We start from the raw sequence: 14,996 nt of genomic DNA, 5'->3' as shown, positions 1-14,996 counted from the left end.
GGGCAAGGATGAACATACGGCCGTTCCGCCTGTCGAGAGCCCGGATGGCTCCGAGGGCGGTCTGCCGGAGCTTGACGAGACACTCTGGAGTTCGCTTGGGATGAAAGTCGTAATTCTTGCCGGTGGCCTTGGCTCGCGCCTTGCCGAGGAAACCAGTATCCGACCCAAGCCTCTGGTCGAAATCGGGGGCATGCCGATCCTCTGGCACATCATGAGCATCTATGCTCATCACGGGCTCAATGATTTCATCATCTGCGCCGGCTATAAGGGTTATTTGATCAAGGAATATTTCGTAAACCTTGTTCTGCACCACAACGACATCACCGTCGACCTCGCCTCCAACAGCATCAACTATCACGGCGGCACACGACCGAACTGGCGCGTGACCGTGGTCGATACCGGCATGCATTCGATGACCGGCGGCCGTCTCGGGCGCATTCGCGACCATCTGACGCCAGGCGAACCCTTCTGCATGACCTATGGCGACGGCGTCGGCGACATCGATATCGCCGCCGAGGTCGCTTTCCATCGCAGACATGGCCTGAAGGCGACGATGTGCGCGGTCACTCCGCCCGGACGTTACGGCGCCACGAATATCGAGGGACAGTACATCACCTCCTTCATCGAGAAGCCGAGGGGCGACGGCCAGCGCATCAACGGCGGCTTCTTCGTGCTCGACCCCTCGGTGGTCGATCTCATCCCGGGCGACGACACGATCTGGGAAGCCGGACCGTTGGAATGGCTCGCCGCCAACAACCAGCTCGCCGCCTTCAAGCATGATGGCTTCTGGCAGCCGATGGATACACTCCGCGAGCGCAACCAGCTCGAGGAGCTCTGGAGTTCCGGAAAGGCACCGTGGAAGCTATGGGCCTGACGGACTTCTGGAATGGGCGGCGGGTTTTCCTGACCGGACATACCGGCTTCAAGGGATCGTGGCTCTCCCTGTGGCTGGAGCGGCTCGGCGCCGAGGTTTCCGCGGTGTCGCTGGCGCCCGAGACCGAACCATCGCTCTATCGCAAGCTCGCTCCCTGGGACGATCGCAGCCATCACATCGTCGATATCCGCGACGCCGAGGCGCTTCTTAATCTCTCCAGGCGTTTCGAGCCAGAGATCGTTATCCATATGGCGGCGCAAGCTCTGGTGCGGCGCTCTTATGAGAACCCGGCCGAGACCTTTTCGACCAACGTCATGGGAACGGCCAATGTTCTCGACGCGGTCAGGCAGACGCCCTCCGTCAAGACCGTGCTGGTCATCACCTCCGACAAGGTTTACGCCAATAACGGCAGCGGCATACCCTTCGTCGAGACCGATACGCTCGGTGGCAAGGACCCCTACAGCAATTCAAAAGCCTGCACGGAACTCGTCTGCCAGAGCTACCGCGACAGTTTCTTCAAAGGGCGAGATCTCAGGCTCGCCACGGTCCGCGCCGGCAATGTCATCGGCGGCGGCGACTGGTCGAAGGACCGGCTGATCCCGGATTTCATCCGCGCTTTCGAAGGCGGTGAACCGATCATGCTGCGCTATCCCGCGGCGATCCGCCCCTGGCAGCATGTGCTGGAGCCGCTTGGCGGTTATCTGAGCTTCGCTGAGGTGCTGACGCAGCAGCGCGGCAGGGATCTGCCGGATGCACTGAATTTCGGTCCGCATCCCGAAAGCTTCGCCACTGTTTCCGAACTCGCCGAAGCGCTCGGACGCGCGCACTGCGTCGAAGACGTGTGGCGGCTTGCGCCCGGCGAACATCTGCCGGAAGCTCCGGCGCTGACGCTGAGCTCGGCGCTTGCGCTCGACACCATCGGCTGGCGCCCGCGGCTCAGCCTGCAACAGACAATCGACTGGACTGCCGCCTGGTACAAGGCCAACCGCGAGGGCGTAGACATGCGCGCCTTCTCGCTCGGCCAGATCGCGGCATATGAGGAAACAGTATCATGACAGCGCACAATTGCCGGTTCTGCAACGCTCCGCTGAAGCATCGTTTCGTCGATCTGGGTTCGACGCCGCTCGCCAACGCCTATCTGACGGAAGAGCAGCTCAACAAGCCGGAGCCCTCCTATCCGCTGCGCGCCTTCGTCTGCTCTGAATGCTGGCTGGTGCAGGCCGATGCCTTCGTTCCGCCGGAGGATATCTTCAGCCACTATGCCTATTTCTCCTCCTACAGCGACGGCTGGGTGGAGCATGCCCGACAGTTTACGATCATGGCGCGCAAGCGCTTCGGTCTCAGCGAGACATCGCAGGTGATCGAGGTGGCGAGCAATGACGGCTACCTCCTCAAGCATTTCGTCGAAGCCGGCGTGCCGGTGCTCGGCATCGAGCCGGCCGAGAACGTTGCGGAAGTGGCACGGCAGATCGGCGTTCCCACGGAAGCGCGCTTCTTTGGCAAGGAAACCGCTGCCGATCTCGTCTCCCGCGGCCTTGCCGCCGACATTGTCATCGGCAACAACGTGCTGGCGCATGTGCCTGACATCAACGATTTCGTCGGCGGGCTTTCGGCTGTGCTGAAGCCGGACGGCGTCGTCAGCGTTGAATTCCCGCACCTTCTGCGGCTGATGGAAAATATCCAGTTCGACACTGTCTACCACGAGCATTTCTACTATCTGTCGTTGCTCGCCGTCGAAAAGGTGTTCGCGGCGCACGGCCTCAAGATCTTTGACGTGGAAGAATTGCCGACCCATGGCGGGAGTCTCCGCGTGCTTGCCTGCCGCGCAACGTCCATGGTTCACGCAATCGGCTACAGTCTTGCCAAGGTCCGCGCCGATGAGGCCGCCGCCGGCTTCGACAAGGTCGAGACCTACGAGGCTTTCCAGAGCCGCGTAGCGCCGATCAAGGATGGGCTGCTCGCCTTCCTCGCGGAAGCCAAACGCAGCGGCAAGAAGGTCGCCGCTTATGGTGCTGCCGCCAAGGGCAACACGCTGCTGAATTTCTGCGGCGTCGGCACCGACCTCATCGAATATGTCGTCGACCGCAATCCGCACAAGCAGGGACATTTTCTGCCGGGCAGCAAGCTGCCGATCTACGCACCGGAGAAGATGGACGAAACGCAGCCGGATTACGTGCTCATCCTGCCTTGGAACATCAAGAACGAGGTCGTTGCGGCCAACAGCAGGGTCGGTGCCTGGGGGGGACGCTTCGCGGTCGCCGTGCCGGAACTGACGGTGCTCGGTTGAAATTCCTTCCGACCGCGGTTTCGGGCGCCTTTGTCGTGGAAGTCGACGCGCGCTCCGACGACCGGGGAATGTTCGCACGAACCTTCGACGCGCAGACCTTTGCGGCGCAAGGTCTCGTCCCCGTCTACCCGCAGTGCAATATCTCGCAGAACCACAAGCGCGGGACGCTGCGCGGTATGCACTACCAAGCCCAACCGCGGCCGGAGATCAAGCTGGTGCGCGCCACGCGCGGCAGGGTATTCGACGTGGCTGTTGATCTGAGGCCGGATTCGCCGAGCTATCTCAAATGGGCCTCCGTCGAGCTCGATGCCATCAATCACAACGCCTTCTACATACCTGCCGGATGCGCGCACGGCTTCCTGACGCTCGAGGATGATTGCGAGCTCTTCTACCAGATGTCGGAAGCCTATGTGCCGGAACTTGCCCGTGGCGTCCGCTGGGACGATCCCGCCTTTTCCATCGCCTGGCCGTTCACGCCGAGCATCATCAGCGAGCGCGACGCCGCGCTTGACAGCTACGGCCAGGAGACAAGCCTTTGAGCGGTATCAAACTCAGCATCTGCATCCCGACCTATAACCGCGAAGCCTATCTCAGAAACGCGCTGACCTACTGCGAGAACGATTACAAGTTCGACTTTCCCTTCGAAATCGTGATCTGTGACAATGCCTCCACGGATGGCACGCAGCAGGTGGTCGAGGAATTCATCGCCCGCGGGCTGCCGATCCGCTACTACAAGCGTGAAACCAATGCCGGCGCCGCGGCAAACGTCACGAGCGCTCTGCGCCTCGGCAAGGGCGAATACCTCATCTATCTCGCCGACGATGACATCCTGATTGCCGATGCGGTGGCCGAAACCATCAGATATCTCGACAACAATCAGGAGGTGACCTGCGCCCATGCGCCGTGGTTCCTCTACGACGAAGTCGCCAAAACCGACATCACGAAGTTCTACAATGTCAACGAGGATCGGAAGTTTCCGCAGGGAAGTTTCGGCGACGTCTTCCAGTATATCTGCGAACGCCACATCTTTCCGGAAATCGCGATCTACCGCTCGTCGACCCTGCGGTCGGCCTGGATCCCGCGGGAATTCTGCTTCTATCCGTTCCCGTTCCTTGCGCATTTCCTCGATCAGGGCGCGGTCTCCTTCCTGCAGCGCCCGTTCTACCGTTCCATCGCCAATTCGGCGATCGTCCGCGACCGTCCGCAAGAAGGCACCAACGACGTCATGACGAGCTGGGATCGCTATCGCGGCGGGCTTGAATATTTTCTCTATACGGGAGCCAGGCGCGGGGCGCTGAACCTGACGCCCGAGACGCATCTCAAGTATGACGAGATGTGCAAGATCTTCACTCTCAATCGCATGGCGGTCGCCTTTCGCTTCTGGGCGGAGCGCAAGAACTTCATCAAGGCCTATGAACTCTATACCCGCATCATGTGGGGCGGGATGCTCGACCACCCGGAAATTCGCAGTTTCCGTGAAAGGCTGCCCCTGATGGTCGCCATCCAGACGCTGGTGAGCGAAGTGAATTCGGCAATCGGCGTCGATACGCTGCTTCTCGGCGGTTTCCCGGAAATCACCGCGCTCGAAGGCCTGATGCGCGAACTCGGCCTCAGCGAAAAGGTGAAGGTGACAGTGAAACTCAGCGACAGTCCGCTGGAAAGCACCGCCGTCTTCGTCAGCGCCGACAACGACCGGGAGTATTTCGTAGCACTCGGCTACCTGCCCAATCTCGTGTTCCACCAGCACGATGTCGCCCGGCATATCATCATGTGAGCCTCGCGCCAGTTTCAAAAACTAGCGTCGTGGCGGGCGCCTGCGTTTTGATTTCAATTCAACAGAAATTAGCGGCATGACAGACAGGATCTTCTACACCAAGCCTTCGATCACCCAGCTCGAAACGGATTATGCTGCCGATGCCGCCGCCACCGGCTGGGGCGCGAGGTTGCCGTCCACAATCTCGACCGCTTCAGCGCGTGGATCACGCTCTGCGGGGCGATAGCTTGCCTATCAGGCCTGTGATGCTCGCAGTTCTTTCTCAAGGATCAGAAGATTTTGAGATCTATCGCGTAAACGCCTGACGGGGATACCAGCGTATACTCCCCATGCAGGGAGAGACTTATTTACGAGAGATAGGCTACCTACAGAACTTCCCTCCTCAATTGTTACCTTAGGCAAAACGACCGAGTTGGAGCCGATAATCACATGTTTGCGGAGGACGACTTTCCCAGCAGGGCCGCCAATAAGATGGCGCGGCAGAGTCGGGTTGGTCATCTTTTCACCCGTGTAGTCATCGCTTGAGGTGTAGATTTTGACACCTGGTGCCAAACCCGAAAAGCCCTCCATGACGAAGCCGTCACTCCCAGATATATAACATTGTGACGCGATGTGCACATTACATCCAATCTCAACGTGTTCCCTACTTGCCACAATGATGGTGAAATCATCGATCCGCGCGTCATCCATGATGGAGATATTCTCCACGAAAAAAAGTCCGGCGGTTCTTTTAATCTTTACGTTCGACCCAAGATGCCGGAACGGCAGGGATCTCAGTTCAGTCTCGTCGTAAAATGTCGAACCTAAATGCATCCGATACCTCCATACTCCGTCGACCCAAAGTACGTCGACTAATCGACGAGAATTTTTGATTTGATCGCATCAATGGCATGCTTAGGACCGCACACATCGAAGATAGCCGCCCGGAGAACTGGAGAGAACGAGCTTTCCATTGATGATGGTATCCAACTCGAAACGATCCGTTTCCTGCAAGTAATCATTGAGGGCAACCAGGGGCTCATCGCCAGGCAAGAGAACCTTGGAGCGTTTGGTCGGAACCTGGGAAGGTTCGTAACGGCCAAGGATCGTATCGGCAACGACGAGATACTGGCCATCCGTCACCAGCGGCGCGTAATTGCGTAATTCATCCAGTACATGCGCCTTGCTATGATCGCTGTCGAGAATGACCATGACCGAGGCCCCTTCAGGGATAGACGCCTTGACCTTCGCCATGGTTTCGGCGGAGGTGGATGGCCCTTCGATCAGTTCGACGCGATGCGCCATCGGATGGGATTCGATCGCCTGACGGTTATGGGCGCGAATGTCGATATCTACGCCTACCACCTTGCCCTTGCCAATCAGTTGTAGCATGGCAGCCTGGAAGATCATCGATCCGCCACGCGCCACGCCCGTCTCAACGATCACGTCTGGCTTGGTGGCCCAGATAACTTCCTGGGTGGCCATCACATCGGCGGGCATTTGGATGATTGGCATGCCCATCCAAGACCACAGATAGGAATAGTCGTATTTGTCCAGGCTCACCAGAGTGTCGAGCGTCTGACGGAAGACATCCGTGTCACGACCTAGAGCGAGGCTCATTTCGCGCTTGCTGGCCTCGAACTCCTGCCTATCATCCTTGGTGGTCATGAACTTTACAAACCTTCCTACCTGAACATGTGGCGCATTTGCGGCGGACGTCCTTGCGAAGGGCAAGCGGGCACAAATGTCTCATTTTCCATCTTTCATCGGAACCTTATGTGAGGCTGGAGCGATCACGGCCAACAGCGTAGCACTCGGGCTAACTGCCCAATCTCGTGTTCCACGAGCACGATCTCGCCCGGCACATCATCATGTGAGCCTCGCGCCAGCTTCGAAAACTAGCGTCGTGGCGGGCGCCTGCGTCTTGATTTCAATTCAACAGAAATTAGCGGCATGACAAACAGGATCTTCTACACCAAGCCTTCCATCACCCAGCTTGAAACCGATTATGCCACAGATGCGGCAGCGACCGGCTGGGGCGCACACTGCTACGACTACATCAACCGCTTCGAACGCGACTTCAAGACCTATCTCGGCAGCGGCTTCGCCATCGCGACCTCGAGCTGCACCGGCGCCATGCACATGGGCCTGGCCGCGCTCGGCGTCGGCGAAGGCGACGAAGTGATCCTCGCTGACACCAACTGGGTCGCCACCGTCTCGCCGATCGTCCATCTCGGCGCCAAGCCGGTTTTCGTCGACGTGCTGCCGGATTCCTGGTGCATCGATCCGGGCGAGGTCGAGCGCCATATCACGCCGAAGACGAAGGCCATCATCGCCACGCATCTCTACGGTAATCTCTGCGACATGGACGCACTGCTGGAGATCAGCAGGCGGACGGGCATTCCGGTGATCGAAGATGCGGCCGAAGCGGTCGGCTCCGTCTGGCACGGCCGCCGCGCCGGCTCGATGGGCGCCTTCGGCACTTTCTCATTCCACGGCACAAAGACATTGACGACGGGCGAAGGCGGCATGTTCGTCACCAACGACGCCGCGCTTTACGAACGGGTGCTGACGCTCAGCAATCACGGCCGGGCTCGCGGCCAAACCAAGCAGTTCTGGCCCGACGAGATCGGCTTCAAGTACAAGATGTCCAACATCCAGGCTGCCATCGGCTGCGCACAGCTCGAACGCATCGAAGAGCTCGTCGCCCGCAAGCGGGAGATCCTCGCGGCCTATATGGTCCGGCTTTCCGCCCTGCCCGGCATCTCGATGAACCCGGAATATAGCGGCACGATCAACGGTGCGTGGATGCCGACCGCAGTCTTTCATCCGTCGACGGGTACCACCCGCGAGATGATGCAGCAGGCCTTCGAGGCCGCCAATATCGACGCGCGCGTCTTCTTCTATCCCCTCTCCAGCCTCTCCATGTTTGAGGATCGGCCACAGAACGTGAACGCCTGGAGCATTCCGGGCCGCGCGATCAACCTGCCCAGCTATCACGACATGAGCGAAGCCGATATCGACCGGGTGGCGGCAACGCTGCTCGATGTGGCGGCCGGGCGGATCTATCACAACAGCACAGCATTGCGGCAGTCGGTCTAAGACAGCCCTACAGCGAAGGACAAAGAATAGTCATGACCACGAAGGACGATCGTCTCGAATTCGAAGCCCACAAGCGGGAAATGTCGCTTGCGCTCGGCAAGGATGAGGCAAGTTTCCAACAATCGCTGAACACACTGATCGGGCTCGACAAGTTCGACTATTCCTATCTCTGGTCATGGATGGGCGTACCGATCATCCAGCTTCCGGTCGATATCCTGGCGACCCAGGAAGTCATCTGGGCGACCAAGCCCGATGTCATCATCGAAACCGGCATCGCGCGCGGCGGCTCGCTGATCTTCATGGCGTCGATCCTCGCCGCCATGGGCAACGACGCGGCCAAGGTTGTCGGCATCGACATCGACATCCGCGCCCATAATCGCGAGTCGATCGAATCCCATCCGATGTCGAGCCGCATCAAGATGATCCAGGGCGGTTCGGTCGACGACGACGTGCTTGCCGCCGTGAAGGCCGAGATCCCGCCGGGGGCCCGGGTGATGGTGGTGCTCGACAGCGACCATTCCTACGAGCATGTTCTGGCGGAATGCCGCGCCTACGGTCCGCTGGTAACGGAAGGCTGCTACCTCGTCGTCGCCGACACGTTCATCGGCCACCTGACCGAGGAACAGGCCTTCACAAAGCGCTCCAAGGTATGGCTGCGCGGCAATGAGCCGCTGAAGGCCGTCACCGACTATCTGGCGGAAACCGACCGCTTCGAAGTCGATCCGGTTCTGAACGGCAAGCTCGTGCTGTCCTCCTCTCCGGGCGGCTACTGTGTCTGCCGCAAGGCGTGAGCGGAATCAGGGATAGTCGTTCATGGCGCAGGTCGATATCGTCAGTCTCAAGGACAAGTCGGATCCGGCCAGACGGCTCCGACTTGGGTCGAAACCGCCGCGTTGCACGTCTTCTGCCACAATGAAAAAGCGATCGGCCTATAAAAGCGGCTGGGCTTTGCGGCAGCCGAAAGCCTGCCGCTGCGGCGCGCGGAGGAAGAGGGCATGGTCAAGTATTCGATCGTCGATCGATCGGAAGCGAATGCCGGCTTCGACTATCTCAGGATGGAGCTTCCGATCGAATGTTTCAGACAGGCGCATCCATCGGCTTTGCTGACCGCCTGAAACCCCTCACTGCACCGGCTGATAGTGGCCGCGGAGCGGAACCTTGTCGTCCATCGAGATGAAGCCGTCGCGTTCGCAGACATACATCAGCGTCGGCATGCCGCCCGAACGGAAGATCTCGTCATAGCGGCGGCGGATCTGCACGGTTTCGGTGCGGCAATTGTAGGATTCCTCTTCCTTCTTGTCCGGCTGCGCCTTGACGCCGGGAAGACCTTTGTAGGGATAAAGAGGTTGAACGCCCGAATCGACGGATTTCGTCCAGTCGACGGCAAAGGCGGACGCCGGGGCGAGGCTCGAGACGGCAACGAGCAATATCAGAAGCATCATCATTGGCCGCATGGGAACTCTCCTGCCGGCAATAGGCCGCTTCCCCGATGTAGGAAAACCGACGACCGTCATCAAGCGGCCGCAGCGGGAGACTTCCTGAAATAACTTCTGATGACGGGATGGCTGAAGAGGCCGGCGAGAATCGCAAAGCCAGCGCCGACGACGAAACCGGCGAGAAAACCGCCGATGACGCCGGCAACCAATAGAATCGTCTTTCCGGGACCGTCTCCCTTGACCGGCGGCTCGGCCGGCGAAATGACGCGAATGTTACTCCGGTTGAAGTTTTGCTCCTCGCTCGTCTGGCTAGAGCGTTTCAGCACCGTCTCGTAAATATCGCGCGCCGCCGTCGCCTTGCGCTGCAATTCGTTCAATTCCACCTGCTTGTCGGAGGTACTCGCCTGCAACGCCTTCTGCACGGCAAGTTCCTTGGCGATGCTGTCCTCGGCGGCCTTTGCCTGCTCGTATTCGCCCCTTGCCGAGGTGACGAGACGCTGCAATTCGCCCTTGATTTCGCCGCCAATGCTCTGCAGCGAGGAGCGGGCGGCCTGCAGGCGCGGATGACGCGTGCCCATCTGGCTTTCGAGGCTGCCGACGGCGGCGGCCTGGGTGGCATATTGCTGACGCAGGCTGACGAGCGGCGAGGTGACGCCGCCCTCCGCCTGGTTGCCGGCGACGATGTCCTCGACGCGGAGGTTGGCGACGGCATCGGCGCGCGCCTTTGCCTGGATGGTCTTTTCCTGTGCCGTCACCAGCATCGTGTTCAGCGAAACGAGCCGCTGATCGGAAATCAGGTTGCCCTCGGTCGCGGCCATGTCGTTGTCGGCGCGGAAGGTTTCGACAGCCTGCTCGGCCTCCAGCACCTTCTGGCGCAGGTCGTTGAGGCGTCCGTCGAGCGTCGACGAGGTATTTTCGTAGATGCCGTTCGAAGCGCTGTTCTCCTCCTCGGTGAAGGAGGTGACGACCTGGTTGGCAAGCCTTGCGGATTTATCGGGATCATTGGTCGTGGCGGCAAGCGAGACGACATAGGTGCTGGCCTCACGGGTGATGACCAACGCCTTCTGCAGAGTGCCGATCACGGCGGCGCCATCCGTGCGGCCGCCGGTGAATTCGGGATCTTGGTCGAGCTTCATGGCTTCGGCGACGCGGCGCAGCACATTGCCCGAGGTCAGGATCTGCACCTGGCTGTCGATCAGCGCCGAGATCATTTCCGGCGAGGGACCCGACGATTGCGCGCCGGCATCGGCAAGGCCGATCTGGCGCGGATCGAAATAGAGGCTGCTGATGGCGGTGAATTTCTGGGCGATGCGCGGCGCCACCGCCCCGCCGGCGAGGGCTCCGAGAAGCGCCAAACCCAGCACGATCAGTCGCCGGCTCCAGATCGCGGCGATACTGGAGCGGAGGTCGATAAGCGGTGCGGCCGGCGCGGACTCTGCATTCGGCGGCGCGTCCGCGACAGGCTGTCTTGCAGGCTGAGGCTGAGGTGCCGGACGCTCATATTGGCGGGTTTCCGCAATGCTTGCCGGCGGCACGAAGGGGGGCGGGGCAGGTTCGGGCGATGGCCGGACGAAATCATCCGGGCGGACGACGGGACTGCGCATGCCCACGCCTTCCGGCGCAGTCTGAGACGGCTCAAAACTGCGCCAGCCAGGGAGCCGGCTTATCCTGTTCCTGTCATACTGGTTCATACGCGCACTCGTGTCCCGCCCAGCGTGAAAGACTGAAGCCGAGGTGCCGATACTTTAGAAATTCTTAGCTAACGGACCGTTAAAATAACGTCAGCGACGCCGACGTTGCGATTTGCCGCGATTGCGAGGATGCCATGAGGACGACACGACATCTGACAGCGCTGCTGCTTGCGGCCGCTCTCACCCCGTCGCCGGTCCTTGCAGCTGAGGCCCCTTGCTACCGCGGCGTCAATTTGTCCGGCGGTGAATATGGCGAGCGCGGCGGCATCTACGGCACCAACTACACCTACCCGAGCGAAGACACGATCGGCTATTTCGCCAAGAAGGGCATGACGATTATCCGGCTGCCCTTCCGCTGGGAGCGGCTGCAGCCCGCACTCGGCGGGCGGCTCGACGAGGATGAGCTCAAGCGGATCAAAGATACGGTCGGCCTGATCCGCAAGCACGGCATGGCGGTTCTGCTCGACCCGCATAATTTCGGCTATTACGACAAGACCCAGGTCGGCACAGCGCCGGCGACGGATGCCGCCTTCGGTGACTTCTGGGCAAGGCTCGCCGTCGAATTCGCCAATCAGGACGGCGTTCTCTTCGGCCTGATGAACGAACCGCACGACATCAAGGCGACCGACTGGCTGGATGCGGCCAATGCGGCGATCCGCAGCATCCGCGCTGTCGGCGCGCGCAACCTCATCTTGGTGCCGGGCACCGCCTGGAGCGGCGCGGGCAGCTGGGAAAAGGATGTGATCGGCGGCGCCAACGGCACGGTGATGCTCGGTGTGCGCGATCCGCTCAATTTCTACGCCTATGAGGTCCACCAGTATCTCGATGCCGATTCCTCCGGCACCCATCCGACCTGTGAAGGTGCGTCCGCCGCGGTCGCGGCGATCAACGGCGTTACCGCCTGGTTGAAGCAGAACCACAAGCGCGGTTTTCTCGGCGAATTTGGCGCCTCCACCGACAAGGACTGCATGAGCGGGCTGACCGAAATCTACGCCACCATGTCCGGCAATAGCGATGTGTGGCTCGGCTGGTCCTACTGGGCGGCGGGCGATTGGTGGCCGGCGGACGAGCCGTTCAACGTCCAGCCGCGCAAGGGCCCTGAGCGGCCGCAGATGCGGCTTCTTGCCGAGGCGGCAAAAGCCGGTGCCGGCATTTGCTCCGCCGTCAAACCCGCGGGGAAATGAGCATGGCGGTCGTCGATCAGAGGACAGCGACATTCACTGTAGCCGGCACTGTCGCCGGCAACCGGCTCGATGCCGCCGGCAGGGCATCGCGCACCGATCATACGGTGCTCTGGCTCGGGCTGCTCTCCGTGCTCTACAACGGCATTCTCGCCTTCATCAACCACAACATTGTGCCGCTCTCGATGACGCATGTCGCCGCCAGCGAAGGCCTGATCATGGCGAGCGCCATCATCTATATCCTGCACAAGGGGATCTACGAGACCGATCTGCCGGCCTTCCTGTTCCTGCTGTTCACGCTCGTCGTGACCATCTATGTCAGCGTGCTCAACCGCATGCTGTTCATCGATCACTTCCGCAACGTGCTGATCATCTTCTGCTTTACCGGGCTCGGCGGCTGGAGCAACGAGAAAACGATGAAGCTCGCCTTTCGCTGGGCAAGTCTTGCCGTCATGATCTTCCTGATCTTCGAGATCGTCAGCGTGCCGTTCTATGTCAGCATCGTCCACCCGTCCGATTATTTCGCCAATACGCGCGGGCTGCTGCCGCTGAGCTACAATACGACGGGCCTCTTCCAGAACGCGCTCGGCTTTCCCGAGCGCTTCTCCTTCGGCATCATCGACCACCGTTCCTCCTCGATCTTCCTCGAGCAGGTGTCGCTCGCCAATTTCTGCGGCGTGATCGCGGTCTACCTGATTTCGATGTGGGAGAGGCTTGGCCGCTGGGACCGGTTGCTGATGGTCGGCACGGCCGTGCTGATCCTGGTGACGAACGACACGCGCACGATGCTGATCTTCTGCTGTGCCTGCATCGTCGGTTACTTCGTCTTTCCGAAGATCCCGAAGAATTTCAATCTGGCGCTGATGCCGCTGATCGTCGCCGCCGGCTTCCTCGTCTACGTGATGAAACCCAATGCGACGGGCGACAATTTCACCGGCCGCATCAACCTGACGATGAAGAAGATCATGGAGCTCGATCCGCTTGCCATCCTCGGGCTTTCGGTCGACCGGGTCGCCGAATTCGCCGACAGCGGCTATGTCTACCTGATCTACGCGGCGACAATCTTCGGCGTCATCGCCTTGTGGCTGTTCGTCTGCCTCTTTCCCGCCGGGCGCACGGCGGCACAGCGGCGCTGCGCCCATTCACTTTCTCTTTTCATTTTTCTGAATATGATGATCGGGGGAACCGCGGTCTTCTCGATGAAGATCGCCGGTCTCCTCTGGTTCGTCGTCGGATATATGCGCTTCCATGACAGCCCGCGCATCCGGCAGGGTCGTCCGGCAGATGTATTGAGTTGACCGCAGCGGCGCCTGTCCGCGCGAGCCCTAGAAAAGGATGATTTTAGGCCGGATTGGCCTAAAGTCTGAATCCTGTTCTAAATCAAAGAAATAGAGCATGATTTCGTCCGAAAACCACCCACACTTTTCGGCATCATGCTCTGGGGAGCAAGACGCTCGATGCTTGTCCAGCTTCAATATCTGCGCGCCATCGCGGCGCTGATGGTCGTCTATTTCCACGCGGTATTGCAGCTTGCCAAGGTCAATCCCGCGATCGATGCCACCGCCTTCATCTATGGCGAAACCGGCGTCGACATCTTCTTCGTCCTGAGCGGCTTCGTCATGTGGCTGACGACGAGCGGACGCGCGATGAGCCCGATCGATTTCGCCCGCCGACGCATCAAGAGGATCGTGCCGCTCTACTGGCTGGCGACGCTATTTTCGGCGACTGTGGCGCTGGTCGCTCCATCATTGCTGAAATCGACGGTGTTCGACCTGCCGCATCTCATCGCCTCGCTGTTCTTCCTGCCATGGAGCAATCCTGCCGATCCGAGCACGATCACGCCGGTGGTCGTTCCCGGCTGGACGCTGAATTACGAAATGTTCTTCTACTTCGTCTTCGCGCTGTTATTGCCGCTACAGGAAGTTCGGCGCATCCCGGCGATGTTTGCCGTCTTTGCCGTCATCCTGATTGCCTGCCGGCTGCTGCCGGAAACGACGGTGACCCGGTTCTACGGCGAGCCGATCATGCTGGAGTTTCTCGCCGGTGTCGTGCTCGGCTGGCTCTACGGACAGAAGGTGCTTCTGCCGAACCGCTGGGCTTGGGCGGCCCTTGCCATGGGCTTTGCGTTTCTGTTCATCAACGAGGCGCTGATGCCACCGGAAAGCCGGTTCTATGCCTGGGGAATCCCGGCGATCTTCATCGTCTACGGCGCGATCTCCATCGATTTTTCCAGGCTGCCGGTAGTGGGATGGCTGAACTATCTCGGCGACTGCTCCTATAGCATCTATATCACCCACGCCTTCACCCTGGCTTTTCTCAGGGTCGCCGCGGACCGTCTGCCGATCGGCATCCTGCAGCAGCCGGTGCTCTTCGTGATGCTCTCGCTGGTGCTCTCGTCGATCGGCGGTGCGATCATCCATGAGATCACCTCGCCGCGCCGCCGGAAGGTTGCGGTGGCGAGCCGGCCGCCGGCCTAAAACGCTAGAAGGCGAGATTACGCATCCAAGCGGCGCTGACGGTACAGTTTTTCGCGCAACTTCTCCTAAGCTTCAGACTTGGCAATGAGAGAACTTGCGCAAAGGTGATGGTTTCTCTTGCAATTTGTCGCATGAATGAAAGTGCGCCGGCCTGTTCGCGGTCCGGGCTTTGATCTAAGCACGGCGGCGGCCTTG

15 protein-coding genes are annotated in these 14,996 nt (G+C 60.2%); 11 read left to right on the top strand and 4 right to left on the bottom strand.

Translation table 11 applies throughout. The features are described from left to right. Nucleotides 1-100 precede the first annotated feature (100 nt). The 6 genes from rfbF to AC245Y_RS23235 all read left to right on the top strand — a co-directional run bounded on the left by rfbF (nt 101) and on the right by AC245Y_RS23235 (nt 5,161). The gene (rfbF, locus tag AC245Y_RS23260; RefSeq protein WP_026157534.1) at nt 101-874 is read left to right on the top strand and encodes a glucose-1-phosphate cytidylyltransferase; all 774 of its coding nucleotides are present in this window, start codon (nt 101-103) and stop codon (nt 872-874) included. Continuing rightward, nucleotides 865-1,929 carry a CDP-glucose 4,6-dehydratase gene (gene rfbG, locus AC245Y_RS23255; RefSeq protein WP_017995732.1) on the top strand — a complete coding sequence of 355 codons (1,065 nt, stop codon included), beginning with the start codon at nt 865-867 and terminating at the stop codon, nt 1,927-1,929. Before rfbF ends, rfbG begins: the two co-directional genes overlap by 10 nt. Next, a complete protein-coding gene (locus AC245Y_RS23250) occupies nt 1,926-3,161 on the top strand; it encodes a class I SAM-dependent methyltransferase (RefSeq protein ID WP_017995731.1) in 1,236 nt (411 codons plus the stop codon). Before rfbG ends, AC245Y_RS23250 begins: the two co-directional genes overlap by 4 nt. Then, complete coding sequence (gene rfbC / locus AC245Y_RS23245; RefSeq protein WP_017995730.1) at nt 3,158-3,700, top strand: dTDP-4-dehydrorhamnose 3,5-epimerase; 543 nt, start codon at nt 3,158-3,160, stop codon at nt 3,698-3,700. The genes AC245Y_RS23250 and rfbC overlap by 4 nt, the downstream gene beginning before the upstream one ends. Further along, a complete protein-coding gene (locus tag AC245Y_RS23240) occupies nt 3,697-4,935 on the top strand; it encodes a glycosyltransferase family 2 protein (protein WP_017995729.1) in 1,239 nt (412 codons plus the stop codon). The genes rfbC and AC245Y_RS23240 overlap by 4 nt, the downstream gene beginning before the upstream one ends. 76 nt (nt 4,936-5,011) lie before the next feature. After that, on the top strand, nt 5,012-5,161 hold the full coding sequence (locus AC245Y_RS23235) for a hypothetical protein (RefSeq protein ID WP_157628347.1): 150 nt from the start codon (nt 5,012-5,014) through the stop codon (nt 5,159-5,161). Nucleotides 5,162-5,169: 8 nt separating this feature from the next. Here AC245Y_RS23235 and AC245Y_RS23230 read toward each other — a convergent pair whose 3' ends face one another. Both AC245Y_RS23230 and AC245Y_RS23225 read right to left on the bottom strand, forming a co-directional pair. Next, nucleotides 5,170-5,748, bottom strand: coding sequence for an acyltransferase (locus AC245Y_RS23230; protein WP_017995728.1), 579 nt, complete (start codon nt 5,746-5,748; stop codon nt 5,170-5,172). A gap of 81 nt (nt 5,749-5,829) precedes the next feature. After that, nucleotides 5,830-6,582 carry a cephalosporin hydroxylase family protein gene (locus tag AC245Y_RS23225; RefSeq protein WP_012759756.1) on the bottom strand — a complete coding sequence of 251 codons (753 nt, stop codon included), beginning with the start codon at nt 6,580-6,582 and terminating at the stop codon, nt 5,830-5,832. A 285-nt stretch (nt 6,583-6,867) separates the two neighbouring features. On the opposite strand from AC245Y_RS23225, the gene AC245Y_RS23220 reads away from it, so the two are divergent. Next, the gene (locus AC245Y_RS23220; protein ID WP_017995727.1) at nt 6,868-8,016 is read left to right on the top strand and encodes a DegT/DnrJ/EryC1/StrS family aminotransferase; all 1,149 of its coding nucleotides are present in this window, start codon (nt 6,868-6,870) and stop codon (nt 8,014-8,016) included. A 32-nt stretch (nt 8,017-8,048) separates the two neighbouring features. Continuing rightward, a complete protein-coding gene (locus tag AC245Y_RS23215) occupies nt 8,049-8,807 on the top strand; it encodes a cephalosporin hydroxylase family protein (protein ID WP_012759754.1) in 759 nt (252 codons plus the stop codon). A 330-nt stretch (nt 8,808-9,137) separates the two neighbouring features. Here the strand turns inward: AC245Y_RS23215 and AC245Y_RS23210 are convergent, their stop codons facing one another. Beyond that, on the bottom strand, nt 9,138-9,470 hold the full coding sequence (locus tag AC245Y_RS23210; protein ID WP_017995726.1) for a hypothetical protein: 333 nt from the start codon (nt 9,468-9,470) through the stop codon (nt 9,138-9,140). 59 nt (nt 9,471-9,529) lie between these two features. Next, nucleotides 9,530-11,143 carry a GumC family protein gene (locus AC245Y_RS23205; protein ID WP_017995725.1) on the bottom strand — a complete coding sequence of 538 codons (1,614 nt, stop codon included), beginning with the start codon at nt 11,141-11,143 and terminating at the stop codon, nt 9,530-9,532. A 134-nt stretch (nt 11,144-11,277) separates the two neighbouring features. Between AC245Y_RS23205 and AC245Y_RS23200 the strand changes: the two genes are divergently transcribed. The 3 genes from AC245Y_RS23200 (at nt 11,278) to AC245Y_RS23190 (ending at nt 14,801) form a co-directional block, all read left to right on the top strand. After that, a complete protein-coding gene (locus tag AC245Y_RS23200) occupies nt 11,278-12,327 on the top strand; it encodes a glycoside hydrolase family 5 protein (protein ID WP_017995724.1) in 1,050 nt (349 codons plus the stop codon). Nucleotides 12,328-12,329: 2 nt separating this feature from the next. Further along, entirely contained in the window at nt 12,330-13,622 is a 1,293-nt protein-coding gene (locus AC245Y_RS23195; RefSeq protein WP_017995723.1) for a hypothetical protein, read from the top strand. 159 nt (nt 13,623-13,781) lie between these two features. After that, nucleotides 13,782-14,801, top strand: coding sequence for an acyltransferase family protein (locus AC245Y_RS23190; RefSeq protein WP_017995722.1), 1,020 nt, complete (start codon nt 13,782-13,784; stop codon nt 14,799-14,801). Nucleotides 14,802-14,996 lie beyond the last annotated feature (195 nt).

The sequence above is a fragment of the Rhizobium sp. SRDI943 genome (genome assembly GCF_057653695.1).
This window is presented reverse-complemented; position numbering and strand designations above follow the sequence as displayed.

Excerpts from the sequence above, each read along its gene's own strand:
- rfbF (WP_026157534.1), top strand. The coding sequence starts at position 101 with ATGAAAGTCGTAATTCTTGCCGGTGGCCTTGGCTCGCGCCTTGCCGAG.
- rfbG (WP_017995732.1), top strand. The coding sequence starts at position 865 with ATGGGCCTGACGGACTTCTGGAATGGGCGGCGGGTTTTCCTGACCGGA.
- AC245Y_RS23250 (WP_017995731.1), top strand. The coding sequence starts at position 1,926 with ATGACAGCGCACAATTGCCGGTTCTGCAACGCTCCGCTGAAGCATCGT.
- AC245Y_RS23235 (WP_157628347.1), top strand. The coding sequence starts at position 5,012 with ATGACAGACAGGATCTTCTACACCAAGCCTTCGATCACCCAGCTCGAA.
- AC245Y_RS23230 (WP_017995728.1), bottom strand. The coding sequence starts at position 5,748 with ATGCATTTAGGTTCGACATTTTACGACGAGACTGAACTGAGATCCCTG.
- AC245Y_RS23225 (WP_012759756.1), bottom strand. The coding sequence starts at position 6,582 with ATGACCACCAAGGATGATAGGCAGGAGTTCGAGGCCAGCAAGCGCGAA.
- AC245Y_RS23220 (WP_017995727.1), top strand. The coding sequence starts at position 6,868 with ATGACAAACAGGATCTTCTACACCAAGCCTTCCATCACCCAGCTTGAA.
- AC245Y_RS23215 (WP_012759754.1), top strand. The coding sequence starts at position 8,049 with ATGACCACGAAGGACGATCGTCTCGAATTCGAAGCCCACAAGCGGGAA.
- AC245Y_RS23210 (WP_017995726.1), bottom strand. The coding sequence starts at position 9,470 with ATGCGGCCAATGATGATGCTTCTGATATTGCTCGTTGCCGTCTCGAGC.
- AC245Y_RS23205 (WP_017995725.1), bottom strand. The coding sequence starts at position 11,143 with ATGAACCAGTATGACAGGAACAGGATAAGCCGGCTCCCTGGCTGGCGC.
- AC245Y_RS23200 (WP_017995724.1), top strand. The coding sequence starts at position 11,278 with ATGAGGACGACACGACATCTGACAGCGCTGCTGCTTGCGGCCGCTCTC.
- AC245Y_RS23195 (WP_017995723.1), top strand. The coding sequence starts at position 12,330 with ATGGCGGTCGTCGATCAGAGGACAGCGACATTCACTGTAGCCGGCACT.
- AC245Y_RS23190 (WP_017995722.1), top strand. The coding sequence starts at position 13,782 with ATGCTTGTCCAGCTTCAATATCTGCGCGCCATCGCGGCGCTGATGGTC.